Origin of the sequence: Ralstonia pickettii, assembly GCF_030582395.1 — a bacterium.
Classification (GTDB): domain Bacteria; phylum Pseudomonadota; class Gammaproteobacteria; order Burkholderiales; family Burkholderiaceae; genus Ralstonia; species Ralstonia pickettii_D.
Map to the genome: position 1 here is coordinate 1,585,517 of NZ_CP104381.1, position 16,049 is coordinate 1,601,565.

Here is a 16,049-nt window from a genome sequence, read left to right on the forward strand (position 1 = left end):
CATCAGGCTTGCAAGGTCAGGAGGCGGTCTGCCGGAATATCGAAGCCGACCGCATGGCCCGGCGCAAAGTGCTGGCGGCCGGGCACATCAATAAACAGCGGCGTGGCTGACACGCCCACCACGCGCACGCGGGTGCGGAAGCCGAGAAACACCGCCGACTCGACCGTGCCCTTCAGCGCCGCCTGGGCCGGGTCGGCCAGCACGGCATCTTCGGGGCGGAAGAAGATTGCATTGCCGTCGCCGGCCGGCACGGGTACGCGACCTCCCGCGCAGACGAATGCGCCATCCTCGCGCGCGCCGTCAAGCCGGTTCATGATGCCGATGAAGTCCGCCACGTGCCGGTTGGCCGGCTGGAAGTAGATCTCGCGCGGCGTGCCGATCTGCGCAATGCGGCCGGCTTCCATGACGACGATGCGATCGGCCAGCGCCATCGCCTCTTCCTGATCGTGCGTCACGTAGATCGTCGTGATGCCCAGACCGCGCAGCAGGCGGTCGATCTCGGCGCGCACGGATTCACGCAGCTTGGCGTCGAGCGCCGTGAGCGGTTCGTCGAGCAGCAGCACGCGCGGCTCGGGCGCCAGCGCGCGCGCCAGGGCCACGCGTTGGCGCTGCCCGCCCGAAAGCTGGGCCACACCGCGATCCGCATACGGCGTGAGGTGCATCATCTCCAGCAGCGTGTTAGCCCGGGCGTTGATCTGCGTGTCGGAAAAACCGTTCTGCCGGCGCTGGATGCGCAGGCCGTATTCGACGTTGCCGCGCACGCTCAGGTTCGGGAACAGCGCGTAGCTCTGAAACACCATGCCGACGCGGCGGCGCTCGATCGGGCGCGCGGTGACGTCTTCGTCGCCAAAGTGCACGGTGCCGCCTGCATCCGGCGCTTCCAGGCCCGCGACGATGCGCAGCGTGGTGGTCTTGCCGCAGCCCGAGGGGCCGAGCAGCACGACGGTCTCGCCGGCGGCGATGTCGAGGTCCATCGACTCCAGCACGCGCTGGCCGCCGAAGTGTTTTCCGCAGCCACGCAGCCGGATCGGCACGGGCGCGAGATGTAGAGGTTCGGTACTCATCGGAAAGCCTTTCCGTTGTTCACCCGCAGGCCGCCAAAGCGCTGCATCAGCACCAGCAGGGGCACGATCATGACGAAGAAGATCAGCGTGTAGGCGCTGGCAATCTCCAGGCGCATCGACGCATAGGTATCGGCCAGGCCGACCGGCAGGGTTTTGGTTTCGGGCGTGTGCAGCATCCATGTGAGGTTGAATTCGCCCACCGAGAGCGTCACCACCGTCAGCGCGCCGGCCAGGATGCCGGGCTGCACGTTGGGCAGCACAATCGTGCGAAAACGCTGCCAGAACGACGCGCCCAGGCTGGCGGCGCCCTCTTCCAGCGTCTTCAGGTTCTGGCCTGCCGCCACGGCGGCAACCGAGCGCACCATGAACGGCAGGGTGAACACCACGTGCCCGACGACGATGAACCACAGGCTCTCGCGAAAGCCGCCAAAGCCGCCGTACGCCACGATCAACCCCAACGCCGTCGCCAGGCCCGGCAGCGCCACGGGCAGCGTCAGGAATTCCTCGATGAGGCGGCTCGCCCGGCTCTGACGCCGCGCCAGCACATAGCCCGCCGGCACGCCGGCTGCGAGCACGATCACCAGCGTGCACAGCGCCACCAGCAGCGACATCCAGATCGACGCGTGATACATGTCCCACACTTGGGCGACCCAATCCAGGGTCCATCCGCTCTTGAAGCCGCGGATGTAGTTGCGCGTCAGGCCCACGGCCATCGACAACACGACCGGCACGATCAGGAACAGGCACAGCAGCAGCGTGATGAGCCACTGTGAAAGAGAAAGCACGCGTTTCATGCTGCGGCCCCACTTGGGCTACCACTCGCGGTGCGGGCAATCGCCAGCACCAGCCACGTCACCACGCCCAGCACCACCGACAGCGCCGCCGCCATCGCAATCCCCGCGTTGAGCGTGAACTCGGTATAGATCGTCATCGGCAAGACGTCGATATCGGTGGCGAGCGTGAAGGCGGTGCCGAATGCGCCCATCGACGTGGCAAAACAGATCGCCCCCGAGGCGATCAGCGCGGGCGCCAGCCCCGGCACCAGCACATCGCGCGTGACCTGCCACGACGATGCGCCCAGCGAGCGCGCCGCTTCTTCCAGTGAGCGATCGAGCTTTTCCGCCGCCGCCATCACCGTCAGCACCACGCGCGGAATCGAGAAATACAGGTAGCCGAGAAACAACCCGCCGATGGAATAGGCGAACACCCATTTCTCACCGATGAACTTGTGCGTGACGTCGCCCAAAAGGCCCTGGCGCCCCGCCAGCAGGATCACCATGAAGCCGACCACCACGCCGGGAAACGCCAGCGGAAACGTCAGCATGGCGGTAATCATCCGCTTGCCCGGCACGTTGCGACGCACTAGAAACAGCCCGGCGATGGTCGAGAGGACAAGGGTCGCCAGCGTGACTGCCGCGGACAGCACCACCGTCGAGAACAGGCTGCCCAGATAGCGCGACGTGGTGAGTGCAGCCGTGTACGTGGCGACCAACCCTTCGCTGCCGCTCACACGCAGCAACGCGGCCATCGGCAGCAGCCAGAACGCGCAGAACAGCGCGACGGCCGGTGCCAGCAACGCCACCCGCCACCGAGCGGGCAACACCGCATCGTCGGGCAAGGTGGATCGGGTGACGGTGCTCATGCTCAGCGGACCTCGTTCAGGTAGCGCGTGCCAAACGCCTGCTGGCCGGCGGCCATCTTGTTGAAGTCGACCGTCTTGGCGCGGGCGTATTCGCTGGCCGGCAGGAAGCGCGAGGCAGCCTCCTTGCTCATCGCGCTGGCGCGCACCGGGCGCAGGTAGGCGTTGGCCCACAGCGTCTGGCCTTCGTCCGACAACACGAAATCCAGCACCTTCTTGGCGTTCTCGGCGTGCGGAGCACCAGCCGTCAGGCTCATCACGTACGGCACGGCAATCGTGCCTTCCTGCGGAATCACGAATTCCACGTTCGCGTGGTCCTTGTACTTGGCGCGGTAGGCGTTGAAGTCGTAGTCGAGCAGGATGGGGATTTCGCCGGCCACCACGCGCGCGTAAGCGGTTTGCTTCGGCACGATCGGCGCGTTCTTCTTCAACTGCTTGAACCATTCGACGGCGGGGCTGAAGTCGTCAAGCGTGCCGCCCAGGGCCTGGTTGACCGCCACGGCGCCCACGTAGCCGACGAAGGCGCTGCTCGGGTCGAGGTAGCCGACCATGCCCTTGTATTCGGGCTTGAGCAGATCTTTCCAGGAACGCGGCACGGGCTTGCCTTCCAGTGCGTCCTTGTTGACGAAGAAGCCCAGCGTGCCGGAGTGGATGGAGAAGAACGCGCCGTCCGGGTCTTTCATGCCGGCCGGAATGTCTTCCCAGTGCTTGGGCTTGTAGTTGGCGACCAGGCCCTTTTCCTTGGCCTGATACGCGGACGTGATGCCCAGGTAGGCCACGTCAGCCACGGGGTGCGATTTCTCGGCCAGCATCTGCGCGATGGCCTGGCCGGAGTTCTTGTTGTCGAACGGCACGGTAATGCCGGTCTTGTCCTTGATGGCCTTGATCTGGCTGGCCCAGTCGGCCCATTCGGGCGGGCAGTTGTAGCAGATGGCGACTTGCTGGCCGGCCGGCTGTGCCTGCACCGGCGCAGCCACGGCGAATGCGCCGGCAGCCACGAGGCCGCACGCGCGCAGCCATTGAACGAGACGTTTCATCGAGACGCTCCTTGCGTATCAGACGTGAGGGAAGAAACAACGGAGAGAGACGCTTCCGCTGGCGCACGCGCCAGCGTGCCGCCCGCCAGCAGGCGGTGCGGCAACGTAATCGAGGGCACCACCTCGCCGGCGATGCGGCGGGCCAGCGCCGTGGCCGCGTCGGTGCCGATCCGGCGGTGCGGCTGCGCCACGGTGGCCAGCGTCGGCGAAAGCCACTGCCCCATCGCCAGGCCATCGAAGCCGACCACGCTGACGTCTTCGGGCACGCGCAGGCCCATCTCGCGCAGCGAGCGGATGGTGAGCAGCGCAAGACGGTCGTTGCTGCAGAAAATGGCGGTCGGACGCGGCGGCGCCAGCAGGCGGGCCAGTTCGGCCGGCAGCATGGCATCGGCGTTGAAATCAATTTCGACGGGCGGCTGCGGCGCAATGCCGGCCGCTTCCAGCGCTTCGCGGTAGCCGTCGTGGCGCAAGGCCGCACGGTCAGACGCTGCCAGCGTGCCCGTCAGCATGCGGATCTGGCGGTGGCCCTGCGCGAGCAACGCGCGAATGGCGTCGCGTGCGGCGGCGCGGTTGTCGACGGTCACGCAGCAGCGGGCGGGAATGCGCGCCTGGCCGACCGTATCGTTGTAGACCAGCACGTAGGGCACGTGCTCGGCGTCCAGGCGATCGAGGTGCGGGTTGGCAGCGGCATCGCCCACGGTCAGGATCAGACCGTCGACGCGTTGCTCAAGCATGGTCTCGATGGCGCGGGCTTCACGCTCGCGGTCGTAGGCCGTCGTCATGAGCATGACGCGCTGGCCTGTGATGGACGCCGCTTCCTCGATGCCCTGCATGCATTCGGCAAAGACGGGGTTGGCCAGCGACGGCAGCACCACTCCCAGCAAGCCTGTGCGTTCGGCGCGCAACTGACGGCCCAGCGCATTGGGGCGATAGTGCAGCGCATCCATGGCCGCCTGCACACGGGCCAGCGTCGACGCACTCACCCGCTCCGGCGTGTTGACCGCCCGCGACACCGTGGCAATCGAAATGCCGGCATGCGTCGCGACATCCTTGATGCTGCTGCCCACTGTGCGCCCCTTCGATTTGTAAACGTTTACATCCTAGGTGGGCGGAGTGACTGTTTCATGACAACCTATGTTGCGCTGCAGGCATCGTCGCAACGCAGCATCGCCAGTGCCGTGCATGGCAAAGTTACAAAGCTCGCATATGCTTCTTACGAACATGGGCAAGCGACGTGCGCCAATGCGTGCGCAGCGGCATGGCCCAGTTGCTGCTGTGCTGTTCTCGCTGCCTGCTTTGGAGACACCATGCGTGTATCGCCCGTATTCGATGTGCCGACCACCGGCCTGCCCGCCTTGATGCAACACTACGGCGGGGTCCGGGCACAGTCCCTGTCCCTGGCCGCGCCGCTATCCGACGCCGATGCCACCGTTCAGTCCATGGACGATGCCAGCCCCGCCAAATGGCATCTCGCCCATACGACGTGGTTCTTCGAGGAGTTCATCCTTGGCCCCAACGTGCCGGACTATCGCTCGCCGGATGCACGCTACCGCTACCTCTTCAATTCGTACTACGAAACGGTGGGTGCGCGGCATCCGCGCCCGCGCCGGGGCATGCTCACACGCCCCACGCTCGACGAGGTGCGCGCCTATCGCGGCCATGTCGATGCAGCCATGCAGCGCCTACTGGCCGACGGTGTATCCGATGACCTTGCCCGCCTGGTGACGCTCGGCCTGCACCACGAGCAGCAGCATCAGGAGTTGCTGCTGACCGATCTTCTCCACCTGTTCGCGCAGAATCCGCTCTGTCCAGCGTATGCCGAAACGCTCCAACCACGCGTGCATGCGGCGCCCGCGCAACCTGGCTGGGTCAGCTTCCAGGGCGGCGCCGTGCAGATCGGCAAAACCGATACAGCAACCGATGCCGATTTCATGTTCGACTGCGAGGGGCCACGCCACACGGTCTGGCTGGAGCCCTACGCATTGGCCACGCACCCGGTCACCAACCGTGAATGGCTCGCCTTTATGCAGGATGGTGGTTATCGGCAGCCAACGCTGTGGCTGTCCGACGGCTGGGCATGGGTTCAGCGGGAGCGCATTGACGCCCCGCTCTACTGGCGGGCGGGCATGGACGAGGCCGAGGGTTGGCAGCAGATGTCGCTGCACGGCCTGCAGCCGGTCGATCTGGATGCGCCGGTCACCCACATCAGCTTTTACGAGGCCGATGCCTACGCCCGCTGGGCCGGCGCTCGCCTTCCGACGGAAGCCGAATGGGAGCACGCCGCAGAAGGCCAGCCCGTGCAAGGAAACTTCGCCGGGCGGGGCGCGCTACGTCCGTTGCCCGACCATGGCATCGCCGAGGCCGGCGGCCTGCGCCAACTGTTCGGTGATGTGTGGGAATGGACCGCCAGCCCTTATGGCCCGTACCCGGGCTTTGAGCCGGCTGAAGGGGCCGTGGGCGAATACAACGGCAAGTTCATGTGCAGCCAGATGGTGCTGCGCGGCGGATCGTGCGTGTCGCCCGAGGGGCATCTGCGGGCGACGTATCGCAACTTCTTCTATCCGCACCAACGGTGGCAGTTCACCGGAGTGCGGTTGGCGCGGCGGGCGTGACGCGCATCACGTCCGGCACCGCGATGAATTGCCGGGCCGTTCGGGCCGCCTTCAGCGGTTGCTGTCAAACAGCATGTTGGTGGGCGTGCCGATCGTATCTCGACCGGCCGGGCTAGGCGCCCCGGCGTCGCGTTTGGCGGCCGGCATCGGCGTCGGCACATCCGACGCTGCGGCCTTCACAGGCGGCGAGACTGCGGCTGCAGGCGCCGGCGCCGAAGCAGGCTTGCCGGACTGCTCCGCCAACTTGCGCCGGCGCGATTCCAGCCCCGCAGCAATCTCATCCTGGTGATACCGCTTGGCGAAATCGATCACGTCCATCTTCTGCTGATTGCGCAGATTCATGTCGGCGCCCTCGTCCAGCAGCAGCTTGACGGTCGTGATGTGCCCGCCCATGGCCGCCATCATCAGCGGCGTGGTCGCGTTGGGGCTTTCCGCGTCGATATAGGCAGCGTGGTCGAGCAGGTATTTGACGATGTCGTCATAGCCATTGGTGGCGGCGTAATGCAGCGCGGTCCAGCCGGTCTTGTTGACCTCCACCTCGTACGTTTCCACCATGAGCTTCACCATGGGCAGCAGGCCCTGGTAGGCGGCCATCATCAGCGCGTTTTCGCCTGCGGCATTGGTGCGCTCGAAATCGATGTTCTTGGCGCGAATGAGCGCCTCGGCCACCTCGATGTTCTTCTCCTTGAGCGCATCCACCAGCAGCGGCGTGCCGTCGCGGGTCTTTAGGTTGGGGTCCACGCCCTGCGCGACATATTTCTGCACCAGCGCCGGGCGGTTGTATTCGACGGCGTTGCGCAGATCGTCCTGCGGCGTGGCGAGCGCGACACTCGACAGCGCCATGGTCAACGCACCAGTCAGTGCGATTTTGTTCAGTGCTGGCTTCAAGTTATCGGGGTATCGCATTGAATAGATTGAAAAAATTCTCGGTGGTAACGCCGGCAATCCGGTCCAGCGGTTCGCCGCGCAGCGTTGCCAGAAATTCGCCCACGTGGCGCACGTACGCCGGCTCGTTGGTCTTGCCGCGGAACGGCACCGGCGCCAGGTACGGTGAGTCGGTCTCGATCAGCATGCGGTCCAGCGGTACCTTCTTGGCGGTTTCCTGCAGGTCCACGGCATTCTTGAACGTCACGATGCCCGAGAACGAGATATAGAAACCGAGGTCCAGCGCGGCCTTGGCCACATCCCAGGTCTCTGTAAAGCAGTGCATGACGCCGCCCGCAGCCTCGGCGCCTTCCTCGCGCATGATCGCCAGCGTGTCGTCAGCCGACGAGCGCGTGTGGATCACCAGCGGCTTGCCGGTCTGCTTCGACGCGCGAATGTGTGTGCGAAAGCGATCGCGCTGCCACTCCATGTCGGCCACGGTACGGTCGCCCAGGCGGTAGTAGTCGAGCCCGGTTTCACCGATGCCGACCACTCGCGGATGATCGGCCAGCGTCAGCAGGCGCTCGAGCGTGGGTTCTTCAATGGTCCGGCCTTCTTCAACGTCCGCCTCAGCGTCGGGATGCACGCCCACGGTGGCGTACACGTTCGGCTGCTGCTCGGCGATCTCGAGCACGCTCGGGAAGTCTTCCAGCGTGACGGAAATGCACAGTGCGTGCGTGACGCGGTTCTCGCGCATCCGCGTCAGCAGCTCAGGCAGGCGCGCGCGCAAGTCGGGGAAATTGATGTGGCAGTGGGAATCGACAAACATCGAATAATCAGAAAGTTACGGCGCAAACTTTGTGCGCCGTATCAGGTAAAAATCAGAGGGTTTGGGTGGGGCGTTGCGAGTTGATCTGCTTGCCCAGCACTTCTTCGATCACACGGCGCAGCACGCGGCACTGCTCATCTTCGCCCAGGTGCACGCCAATGCCCGGCGTTTTGGCCGGCGTGCCTACCGGCGTGATCCAGGCCACCTTGCCGGCCACCTGATACTTCTGCGGGCGGTCCAGCAGCGAGAGCACGAGGAAGACTTCCTCCCCGATCCGGTAAGGGCGCTGCGTCGGCACAAAGATGCCGCCGTTCTTCAGGAACGGCATATACGCCGCATGCAGGCCGGCTTCATCCTTGATGGCCAGCGAAACGATGCCCGGGCGGGTCGGTGCGCCCGTGGCCGTGCCGGCGGCCGCAGGAGTGCCAGGGGTGACGGGAGTGCCGGGCGTACGAAGAGGTGCAGTGCTCACAGGGTGTCCACTCAGTGCAAACGTTCAGGTGCAGGTTCGGATTCAGGCAGCGGGAAACAGCTGCCGGTAATCCATCAACAGGCTTTCGATGACAAGTCGCGCGGCAAGCGGATGCTGCTCGGTGCGGCGCCGCTCCGGCAAGGCACGCGCAAAACGTTCCAGGCGATCCAGCGGGATGCTATTCGCACAACGTTGCAACGCATCGCGTTGCGCCGGGAAATAACGCGGACGTCCGGCAAGTCGCGCCGCCATCAGGTCAAAGACCCACCGGTGCATGGTACTGAGAACGGCAGGCACCGACAATTTCTGTAAATGATCTGCCGTGGCCAGCGCGTCGAGCTTTGCGCCCTGGCCGAGCTGTTCGAGCAGGAATTGCAATAGCGGCCGGTCTTCGGACTCGGCGGCGGCCAGCGCGGCCAACGGCGCATTGCCGAACTCCGCCAGCAGGTTCTGCGCGTGGGGCACGCCCTGCTCCTCCAGCCACTGGCGCGCGGCCTCGGGCTGAGGCGGCTGCAGCGGAAACTGCCTGCAGCGCGACAGGATGGTCGGCAGGATGCGGTCGATGCGATCCGTCACCAACAGGAAGACGGTGTTCTGCGGCGGCTCTTCCAGCGTCTTGAGCAGTGCGTTGGCGCCTTCGGTCTGCAACGCGTCGAGCGGATACAGCACCACCACGCGCAACCCGGCCCGGTGCGTGCCGACCCCCACCCCTTCGATCAGATTGCGGACCTGCTCCATGCGGATGATCTTGCTCGGCGCCTTTTTCTTGCCGTCGGCGTCTTTCTCCGTCTCGGGCGCGTCTTCCATCGCTTCAGGGCGCACGAGGTGGAAATCCGGGTGGTTGCCCTGCGCAAACCAGTTGCAGGCCGCGCACGTGCCGCAGGGCTGGCCGTCGGGCGCAGGCGTATCGCACAACAGGCTTTGCGCGAAATGCATGGCGAAATCGCGCTTGCCGGTGCCGCCCTGGCCGTTGAGCAGAATCGCGTGCGGCAACTTGGCCCGCATCGCTTGGAGACGGGACCAGTCAGCGGATTGCCAGGGATAAAGCATCATGAATCAATGGGTTGCGTCAGATTGTTGATGCAGAAACTTGCCGTGAAACCATTATTTCTGTCTACGAAATTGCCCGTAAAATCAGAGTGTTGCAAGCACATTCTCTAAGTCTTTCTGGATATCGGCGCGCTCGCGGTTGGCGTTGAGTACGACAAATCGATCCGGCTCGGCGGCTGCGCGGCGCAGGTATTCGGCACGCGTGCGCAGAAAGAACTGGGCGGACTCGGCTTCGAACTTGTCAGGCGTGCGGGCATCGGCCAGGCGTGCGGCGGCAATCTCGGGGGCCAGGTCGAACAGGATGGTCTTGGTCGGCTGAAGGCCCTGCTGCACCCAGCGCTCAAGCACTTCCAGCCGGTCGATTGCCAAGCCCCTGCCCCCGCCCTGATAGGCGAACGTGGCATCGGTGAAGCGGTCGGAGATGACCCAATCGCCTGCGTCCAGGGCCGGCTGAATCACTTCGGCAATGTGCTCGCGGCGGCCGGCAAACATCAGCAGCGCTTCGGTTTCCAGATGCATGCGCTCGTGCAGCAGCACTTCGCGCAGGCGCTCGCCCAGCGGTGTGCCGCCCGGCTCCCGGGTGACCACGACCTTTTTGCCCAGAGGCGCGAGCTTCGCCTGCAGTTGCTGCGCGAACCACGCCAGGTGCGTGCTCTTGCCTGCCCCGTCGATCCCTTCGAATGTGATGAACTTGCCGGTCATGGTTGGCCGCGCTGATATTTGTTGACGGCCCGGTTATGGTCCGTCAGGTTGGTCGAAAACTGGCTGCTGCCGTCGCCGCGCGCCACGAAATACAGCGCGTCGGACGACGCCGGGTTCAACGCCGCCTGCAGCGACGCCATGCCCGGCAGCGCGATGGGCGTGGGTGGCAGACCGGTGCGCGTGTAGGTGTTGTACGGCGTGTCCGTTTGCAGATCCCGCTTGCGCAAATTGCCGTCAAAGCCGGCACCCAGGCCGTAGATGACCGTCGGGTCGGTCTGCAGCAGCATGTTCTTGCGCAGGCGGTTGACGAACACGGCGGCAATCATCGGCCGCTCCAGCTTCTGGCCGGTTTCCTTCTCGATGATCGAGGCCATGGTCAGCGCTTCGTACGGCGTCTTGTAGGGCAGATCCACCGAGCGCTTCGCCCAGGCGTCGTTCAGGCGCTTCTGCATCGCCTGGTAGGCGTGGCGATACAGCTCCACATCGCTGCTGCCGCGCGCAAAGAGGTAGGTGTCGGGAAAGAATAGGCCTTCCGGGTTGGCTTCGGGCGCGCCGATCTTGCGCATCAGGTCTGCATCCGACAGGCCGGCCGTGTCGTGCTTGAGGGCAGGCTCCGCATCGACCACCGCCCGCATCTGCCGCATCGACCATCCCTCGATGACGGTGACGACGTAATGCGTAACGTCGCCGCGCGCCATCTTGTCGAGGATGGACATGGGCGTCGCGCCGGTCTCCAACGCGTAGCCGCCGGCTTTCAGGCTTTTGGCGTTGCCCGTGGCGCGCGCCACCAGCGAAAACAACTGCGGCTGCACGCCCACGCCGGCATTGGCAAGCTGCTTGCCGACGGAGACCACGCTCGAGTTCGGTTTGATCACCACCTCCAGCGGTGACGCCGCCAGGCTCACGGGTTGCTGGGCCCACCACACCACGCCGCCTGCTGCCGCCAGCACGATCACGGTCGCCAGCAGGACCAAGCGTTTGAGAAAAGAGAGCATTCTGTTGCGAATCTACGTGCGGAGCCGGCTGACACCGGCGATTTCCGCACTCTTGAAATGGATAGACAGGGCACAAACTGCCCTTCAGACAGCCCAATATAATACCGGGTCAATCTCAGGCAGCCCCGCACCATGAACGATGTCTTCCACGATTTTGTCGATACGCTGAGCTTTCCGCCGCTCGACGTGCAATTTGATTCCGCCACGCGCGGCAGCGTGCTGTGCGCGCCGACCGATCTGGCCCGCATTGCCGTTGAAGGCGCCGATGCCGCCGAGTTTCTCCACAACCAGCTGACCAACGCCGTGACCGGCCTCGGCCTGAACCAGGCGCGCCTGGCGGGTTATTGTTCGCCCAAGGGTCGGCTGCTGGCCACGCTGCTGGTGTGGCGTCAGGCCGATACGATCGTGCTTCAGACAGACAAGGCGATCGCTCCGGCGCTGACCAAGCGCTTGTCGATGTTTGTGCTGCGCGCCAAGGCCAAGCTGCGCCCGATGGATGAATTCATCGCCATCGGCGTCGCCGGGCCCGAAGCAGCGGACGCGCTGCGCGAGGCCGGTGCGGTGTTGCCTGAACCGGATACCGTCAACGCGGTGGCCCAGCAGCCCGCCACGGTGGGGCAGCAATTTGGCGCCGTCGTCCGTCTGCCGGATGCCGGCGGACGCCCCCGCTATCAATGGATGGTGCATGCCGAGCACTTTCAGCACGCCTGGAAGACGCTGTCGTCGCGCCTGTCGCTGGTCGGTACCGAGGTGTGGGATTGGTTGGGCCTGCAGGCAGGTGTGCCGCACATCACCCTGCCCACGCAGGAACAGTTCGTTCCGCAGATGGTCAACCTCGAATTGCTGGGCGGCGTCGATTTCCGCAAGGGTTGCTACCCGGGGCAGGAAGTCGTGGCGCGCAGTCAGTATCGCGGCACGCTCAAGCGGCGCATGCAGCGCGCGCATGTGAATGCCCCCACGTCGGCCGGTGCCGAGGTCTACAGCGCAGCCGATCCGAACCAACCGTGCGGCATGGTGGTCAACGCAGCCATGGCGCCCGACGGCGGGACCGACCTGCTCGTCGAGTTGAAGCTGGACGCCCTCGACACCGTCATCCACCTGGCCACGCCGGACGGCCCGGTGCTGACGTTGCAAGAACTGCCGTACGTCATTCCCGTTTCAGAAAACGCCTGACACCGCCCCGATCATGGCCGACCACCTGTTTGTCTACTTCCGCATCGCCGAGCATGACGCTGCTGCAGCGCTGCCGCGCTGGCAGCGTTGGCTCGATACCGTGGAAGAAGCGACCGGTGTGGCCGGCGCGTTGATGCGACGGCCCGAAACACGCGACGGCCAGGCCACGTGGATGGAGTCCTATGACGACGTGCCGCCCGCATTTGCCGCCACGCTGGCGGCGCTGTGGGAAGCAGGCGGCCCGCGCGAATTCGTCGCGGGTGAACGCCACGCAGAGCTGTTTGTCGATCTGGAAAACAGCTGACGACGCCCTGCCGCAATCGTCATCGCAAAAATCCGGCAGGCTGCTATGCTTGGCCGAAGCCTGCGCGACACAGGTCGTCACATTGACCATTGGCCGTTCGTTGCGCGGCATGTTCAAAGGAAGTGCTCATGTGTTTGATTCTCACGGCCTGGCACGCTCACCCCGCCTACGCGCTGGTGGTGGCCGCCAACCGGGACGAATTCTATGACCGCCCGGCCGCGCCCCTGGCGTGGTGGAGCGACGCGCCCAACGTGCTGGCCGGGCGTGACATGGCCCAGGTGGTCGGTCACCCTGGCACGTGGATGGGCATGACCCGCGACGGCCGTTTTGCCGCGCTGACGAATTACCGCGCGCCGTCCGAGCGCCGGCCCGATGCACGCTCGCGCGGAGAACTCGTCTCGAATTTCCTGATGGCGGACGACATGTCGGTGCCCGCCTATCTCGATAGCCTCGCCCCACGCGACCGCGCCTACAACGGCTACAACCTGCTGACCGCCACGCGCGACGAACTCTGGTGGACGAGCAACCGCGCCGAAGCGCCGCGCAAGCTCGCGCCCGGGCTCTACGGGCTGTCCAACGCATTGCTCGATACGCCGTGGTTCAAGGTGCGGCATCGCATGGCCGCCTTTGCCGAAGCGCTGGCCGCAGATACGGGGCGGCACGGCAACGCGCTTGACGTGGCTCGCTATCTCGATCTGCTGTCGGAAACCCGTGAAGCGCCGACTGGTGCCCTGCCCGCTACAGGCGTGGCGCCGGAGTGGGAGAAGCTGCTTTCTGCAGCCTTCATCCGCTCGCCGCGCTACGGCACGCGCGCCAGCACCATCCTGCGCATCCGCCACGACGGGTGCTTTGACGTGACCGAGCGCCGCTTTGACGCCCAGGGCCAGATCGGCGAAACGCGCTATCTCGGCGTGCTCGATACGGTCACGCACGCCGATACCTAGGCGCTGCCGACTCAGGCTGCTTCCTGCTTGGCGCTCGCGGCCTGATTCATTTCCATTTCGGTGACGGCGGCGCCGCCCGGCCGCAATGCCGAATGTTCGCGCTTGGACTGCACCAGCGGATAGAACATCTGCGCGGTCCACGGCTCCGCACCGAACAGCACGTCGTCCTGTAAACCGATTTGCGCGGGATATTTGCGCGTGATGTGCGCCGTGCCGAACAGCACATCCCAGAAGAACAGCAGGTTGCCGAAATTGCCTTTGTAATGGCCGATGCCGTCGGCGTTGGTCAACGCGTGATGCGCCCAGTGTGTGGCCGGCGTGGAAATCGTCCGCTCGATCACCCACATCAGCGGACGCAGCGCGCGAATGCGATACAGCGGCGCATCCCAGGGCCAGGCGCAATGCGCGCCAACAATGACAGTCAGCTTGACGACCAAGTACGGCGCATAGACCGGCCCAAAGCCCAGGTAGACAGCCACGCCGCCAATCCACAGCCCGGGCATCATCAGGTAGTAGAAGAAGTTGTTGCGGTACGTGACGCGCACGCTCATGTATGACGCGCTGTGATGCGCGCGGTGCAACGGCCACAGCAGCGGCGTGTGTGAAGCGCGGTGCCAGAGGTATTGCGTGAGGTCGTCGCCGATCAGCAACAACCCCGTCATCGCCCACCAGGGCAGATCCGCCCACGCGTTGTGCTGCGCCGGAATGAGCCAGTTACACAGTGCATTGCTGCCCAGCAGCGCGATCGGCTGCGTCACGGCAACGAGGCTGATGAACATCAGCACTTCCAGCCAGGCATCGTTGGCCGTCGCGCGGCCGCGCACGTTGGCTTGGTAGCGCCGTGTCACGAACTCCATCGCGGCAAATCCGAGGATGCAGGCGACGATCAGCGCGTGCTCCATGTGCGAACTCATTGGTGTCTCCTCGCTTTTGTTGTGCAAACAAGCCTAGGAGTGCCACCTCAATGCGTCCAATGCATAATGAACATTCGTTCAATGCATAGCACGCAACAACATGGATTTGCGACGCCTCAGTCACGTGGTTGCCCTCGCCGACACGCTGCACTTTGCGCGGGCGGCCCAAGCGGTGCATTTGAGCCAACCGGCGTTCAGCCGCAGCATCCAGGCGATCGAAGACGATCTCGGCATCCGCCTGTTTGATCGCGAAACCGGCGACGTGCGCCCCACTCCCGCCGGCGAATTCGTCATTGAACGTGCGCGGCGCCTGCTGTTCGAAGCGCGCTGCCTGCAACGCGACGTTGATCTGTATCGCGACAGCCAGCTCGGCGACACGGCCTTCGGTGTCGGCCCCCTGCTGACGGCCACGCTGATGCCTCCCGCGCTGCAGGAACTGCGGCAGCAGCATCCGCAAGTCGCACTGCGCATGGAGGTCGGCAATTGGGTGCAACTATTGGAGAGCCTGCGCAGCGAGAACATCGAGTTCTTCGCCGCCGACGTGCGCGACATGCCGAAAGACGCTGCGCTGGATATCCAACTGATCGGAGGCCAGCCCCCTCACCTTTACGTCCGGGCCGGCCACCCGCTTGCGGGGCGCACGCACACGCTGCGTGAAGTCTGGGAATACGGCATTGCCGTGCCCAAGCTGCTGAGCCCGTCCAAGGTTGAGCTGGCGATGCTGCTAGGGCTGCCGGCAGGTCAGGAGGCCAGTATCGCGCTGGAGTGCGACAACTACGGCGTATTGAAGACGGTTGCGCTCACGACGGACACCGTGCTCGGTGCCACGGACGCCGCCGTGAGGGAGGAGCTGGAAAGCGGCACGCTGCTGCGGCTGGCGGTGAAGGGTTGGCTTTCGCCGCCATCGACCACGGGGATTGTGCGGCTGCACGGCAGAACTGCGTCGCCGGCAGCGCAGGCGGCCATCGCAGCGATTGTGCGGGCCGCCCAGGACATCAACGTGTAAGCACGCGTCGCATGGTCCGGTGCGGAATGCCAGCCTCTTCAAACTCCTCGCCCTCGGCCGCAAAGCCAGCGCGTGCATAGAACGGCATGGCGTGGGTTTGCGCATTGAGGATCAGCTCGCGGTAGCCCAGCGACTGCGCCTTGTCGATCAAGGCTTCCAGCACGCGTGCGCCAACGCCCGTGCCTCGCGCCTCCTTGCGCACCGCCATCCGGCCGATATGGCCGTCGGGCAGCAGGCGGCCCGTGGCGACGGCGCGACCCGCCGTATCGTGCGCCAGCGCGTGCCAGCACTGGTCGTCCCACTCGTCCCACTCCAGTTCAACGGGCACGCCTTGCTCGATGACAAACACGTCGTAGCGGATGGCGCGCGCTTCTTCGCGCACGGCGTCCCAGCGGGCGACTACAACACCGGCAAGCGGGCGGACAGATTCAGGGGCAGTCATGC

General features: G+C 65.2%; 18 protein-coding genes. 5 read left to right on the top strand and 13 right to left on the bottom strand.

The window, feature by feature from the left end; all coding sequences use genetic code 11:
* Positions 1 to 2 precede the first annotated feature (2 nt).
* The 5 genes from N5B55_RS07640 to N5B55_RS07660 are packed head-to-tail and all read right to left on the bottom strand — an operon-like array spanning position 3 to position 4,807.
* Complete coding sequence (locus tag N5B55_RS07640; protein ID WP_304539666.1) at positions 3 to 1,064, bottom strand: ABC transporter ATP-binding protein; 1,062 nt, start codon at positions 1,062 to 1,064, stop codon at positions 3 to 5.
* Positions 1,061 to 1,858, bottom strand: coding sequence for an ABC transporter permease (locus N5B55_RS07645; protein ID WP_304539667.1), 798 nt, complete (start codon positions 1,856 to 1,858; stop codon positions 1,061 to 1,063). The genes N5B55_RS07640 and N5B55_RS07645 overlap by 4 nt, the downstream gene beginning before the upstream one ends.
* Positions 1,855 to 2,706 carry an ABC transporter permease gene (locus N5B55_RS07650; RefSeq protein ID WP_304539668.1) on the bottom strand — a complete coding sequence of 284 codons (852 nt, stop codon included), beginning with the start codon at positions 2,704 to 2,706 and terminating at the stop codon, positions 1,855 to 1,857. Before N5B55_RS07650 ends, N5B55_RS07645 begins: the two co-directional genes overlap by 4 nt.
* A gap of 2 nt (positions 2,707 to 2,708) precedes the next feature.
* Entirely contained in the window at positions 2,709 to 3,740 is a 1,032-nt protein-coding gene (locus tag N5B55_RS07655; protein WP_154208530.1) for an ABC transporter substrate-binding protein, read from the bottom strand.
* A complete protein-coding gene (locus tag N5B55_RS07660; RefSeq protein ID WP_012761984.1) occupies positions 3,737 to 4,807 on the bottom strand; it encodes a LacI family DNA-binding transcriptional regulator in 1,071 nt (356 codons plus the stop codon). The genes N5B55_RS07655 and N5B55_RS07660 overlap by 4 nt, the downstream gene beginning before the upstream one ends.
* 240 nt (positions 4,808 to 5,047) lie before the next feature.
* On the opposite strand from N5B55_RS07660, the gene egtB reads away from it, so the two are divergent.
* Entirely contained in the window at positions 5,048 to 6,352 is a 1,305-nt protein-coding gene (egtB, locus tag N5B55_RS07665; protein WP_304539669.1) for an ergothioneine biosynthesis protein EgtB, read from the top strand.
* Between the two features lie 51 nt (positions 6,353 to 6,403).
* Here the strand turns inward: egtB and N5B55_RS07670 are convergent, their stop codons facing one another.
* From N5B55_RS07670 to mltG, 6 genes are all read right to left on the bottom strand, one after another.
* Complete coding sequence (locus tag N5B55_RS07670) at positions 6,404 to 7,258, bottom strand: ankyrin repeat domain-containing protein (RefSeq protein WP_304539670.1); 855 nt, start codon at positions 7,256 to 7,258, stop codon at positions 6,404 to 6,406.
* Positions 7,242 to 8,045 carry a TatD family hydrolase gene (locus N5B55_RS07675; protein WP_304539671.1) on the bottom strand — a complete coding sequence of 268 codons (804 nt, stop codon included), beginning with the start codon at positions 8,043 to 8,045 and terminating at the stop codon, positions 7,242 to 7,244. Before N5B55_RS07675 ends, N5B55_RS07670 begins: the two co-directional genes overlap by 17 nt.
* A 52-nt stretch (positions 8,046 to 8,097) precedes the next feature.
* On the bottom strand, positions 8,098 to 8,517 hold the full coding sequence (locus tag N5B55_RS07680) for a PilZ domain-containing protein (RefSeq protein ID WP_012761988.1): 420 nt from the start codon (positions 8,515 to 8,517) through the stop codon (positions 8,098 to 8,100).
* A gap of 42 nt (positions 8,518 to 8,559) precedes the next feature.
* Entirely contained in the window at positions 8,560 to 9,570 is a 1,011-nt protein-coding gene (locus N5B55_RS07685; protein WP_304539672.1) for a DNA polymerase III subunit delta', read from the bottom strand.
* 81 nt (positions 9,571 to 9,651) lie between these two features.
* The gene (gene tmk, locus N5B55_RS07690) at positions 9,652 to 10,269 is read right to left on the bottom strand and encodes a dTMP kinase (RefSeq protein ID WP_065855037.1); all 618 of its coding nucleotides are present in this window, start codon (positions 10,267 to 10,269) and stop codon (positions 9,652 to 9,654) included.
* Positions 10,266 to 11,264 (bottom strand): endolytic transglycosylase MltG, encoded by a 999-nt coding sequence (mltG, locus tag N5B55_RS07695; RefSeq protein ID WP_304539673.1) that lies wholly within the window; start codon positions 11,262 to 11,264, stop codon positions 10,266 to 10,268. The genes tmk and mltG overlap by 4 nt, the downstream gene beginning before the upstream one ends.
* A gap of 132 nt (positions 11,265 to 11,396) precedes the next feature.
* Between mltG and ygfZ the strand changes: the two genes are divergently transcribed.
* The 3 genes from ygfZ to N5B55_RS07710 all read left to right on the top strand — a co-directional run bounded on the left by ygfZ (position 11,397) and on the right by N5B55_RS07710 (position 13,685).
* Positions 11,397 to 12,437, top strand: coding sequence for a CAF17-like 4Fe-4S cluster assembly/insertion protein YgfZ (ygfZ, locus tag N5B55_RS07700; RefSeq protein ID WP_178960011.1), 1,041 nt, complete (start codon positions 11,397 to 11,399; stop codon positions 12,435 to 12,437).
* A 13-nt stretch (positions 12,438 to 12,450) separates the two neighbouring features.
* Positions 12,451 to 12,741 carry a DUF4936 family protein gene (locus N5B55_RS07705; RefSeq protein WP_012761993.1) on the top strand — a complete coding sequence of 97 codons (291 nt, stop codon included), beginning with the start codon at positions 12,451 to 12,453 and terminating at the stop codon, positions 12,739 to 12,741.
* A gap of 128 nt (positions 12,742 to 12,869) precedes the next feature.
* Positions 12,870 to 13,685, top strand: coding sequence for an NRDE family protein (locus N5B55_RS07710; RefSeq protein WP_304539674.1), 816 nt, complete (start codon positions 12,870 to 12,872; stop codon positions 13,683 to 13,685).
* Positions 13,686 to 13,696: 11 nt separating this feature from the next.
* On the opposite strand, the gene N5B55_RS07715 is transcribed toward N5B55_RS07710, so the two are convergent.
* Positions 13,697 to 14,599, bottom strand: coding sequence for a sterol desaturase family protein (locus N5B55_RS07715; protein ID WP_304539675.1), 903 nt, complete (start codon positions 14,597 to 14,599; stop codon positions 13,697 to 13,699).
* A 100-nt stretch (positions 14,600 to 14,699) separates the two neighbouring features.
* On the opposite strand from N5B55_RS07715, the gene N5B55_RS07720 reads away from it, so the two are divergent.
* On the top strand, positions 14,700 to 15,605 hold the full coding sequence (locus N5B55_RS07720) for a LysR family transcriptional regulator (protein ID WP_154208552.1): 906 nt from the start codon (positions 14,700 to 14,702) through the stop codon (positions 15,603 to 15,605).
* Here the strand turns inward: N5B55_RS07720 and N5B55_RS07725 are convergent.
* On the bottom strand, positions 15,595 to 16,047 hold the full coding sequence (locus tag N5B55_RS07725) for a GNAT family N-acetyltransferase (protein ID WP_304539676.1): 453 nt from the start codon (positions 16,045 to 16,047) through the stop codon (positions 15,595 to 15,597). The two genes, N5B55_RS07720 and N5B55_RS07725, sit on opposite strands and share 11 nt — an antisense overlap.
* Positions 16,048 to 16,049: the final 2 nt, after the last annotated feature.

Coding starts and splice junctions, on each gene's coding strand:
- N5B55_RS07640 (WP_304539666.1), bottom strand. CDS start 1,064: ATGAGTACCGAACCTCTACATCTCGCGCCCGTGCCGATCCGGCTGCGT.
- N5B55_RS07645 (WP_304539667.1), bottom strand. CDS start 1,858: ATGAAACGCGTGCTTTCTCTTTCACAGTGGCTCATCACGCTGCTGCTG.
- N5B55_RS07650 (WP_304539668.1), bottom strand. CDS start 2,706: ATGAGCACCGTCACCCGATCCACCTTGCCCGACGATGCGGTGTTGCCC.
- N5B55_RS07655 (WP_154208530.1), bottom strand. CDS start 3,740: ATGAAACGTCTCGTTCAATGGCTGCGCGCGTGCGGCCTCGTGGCTGCC.
- egtB (WP_304539669.1), top strand. CDS start 5,048: ATGCGTGTATCGCCCGTATTCGATGTGCCGACCACCGGCCTGCCCGCC.
- N5B55_RS07670 (WP_304539670.1), bottom strand. CDS start 7,258: ATGCGATACCCCGATAACTTGAAGCCAGCACTGAACAAAATCGCACTG.
- N5B55_RS07675 (WP_304539671.1), bottom strand. CDS start 8,045: ATGTTTGTCGATTCCCACTGCCACATCAATTTCCCCGACTTGCGCGCG.
- N5B55_RS07685 (WP_304539672.1), bottom strand. CDS start 9,570: ATGATGCTTTATCCCTGGCAATCCGCTGACTGGTCCCGTCTCCAAGCG.
- tmk (WP_065855037.1), bottom strand. CDS start 10,269: ATGACCGGCAAGTTCATCACATTCGAAGGGATCGACGGGGCAGGCAAG.
- mltG (WP_304539673.1), bottom strand. CDS start 11,264: ATGCTCTCTTTTCTCAAACGCTTGGTCCTGCTGGCGACCGTGATCGTG.
- ygfZ (WP_178960011.1), top strand. CDS start 11,397: ATGAACGATGTCTTCCACGATTTTGTCGATACGCTGAGCTTTCCGCCG.
- N5B55_RS07705 (WP_012761993.1), top strand. CDS start 12,451: ATGGCCGACCACCTGTTTGTCTACTTCCGCATCGCCGAGCATGACGCT.
- N5B55_RS07710 (WP_304539674.1), top strand. CDS start 12,870: ATGTGTTTGATTCTCACGGCCTGGCACGCTCACCCCGCCTACGCGCTG.
- N5B55_RS07715 (WP_304539675.1), bottom strand. CDS start 14,599: ATGAGTTCGCACATGGAGCACGCGCTGATCGTCGCCTGCATCCTCGGA.
- N5B55_RS07720 (WP_154208552.1), top strand. CDS start 14,700: ATGGATTTGCGACGCCTCAGTCACGTGGTTGCCCTCGCCGACACGCTG.
- N5B55_RS07725 (WP_304539676.1), bottom strand. CDS start 16,047: ATGACTGCCCCTGAATCTGTCCGCCCGCTTGCCGGTGTTGTAGTCGCC.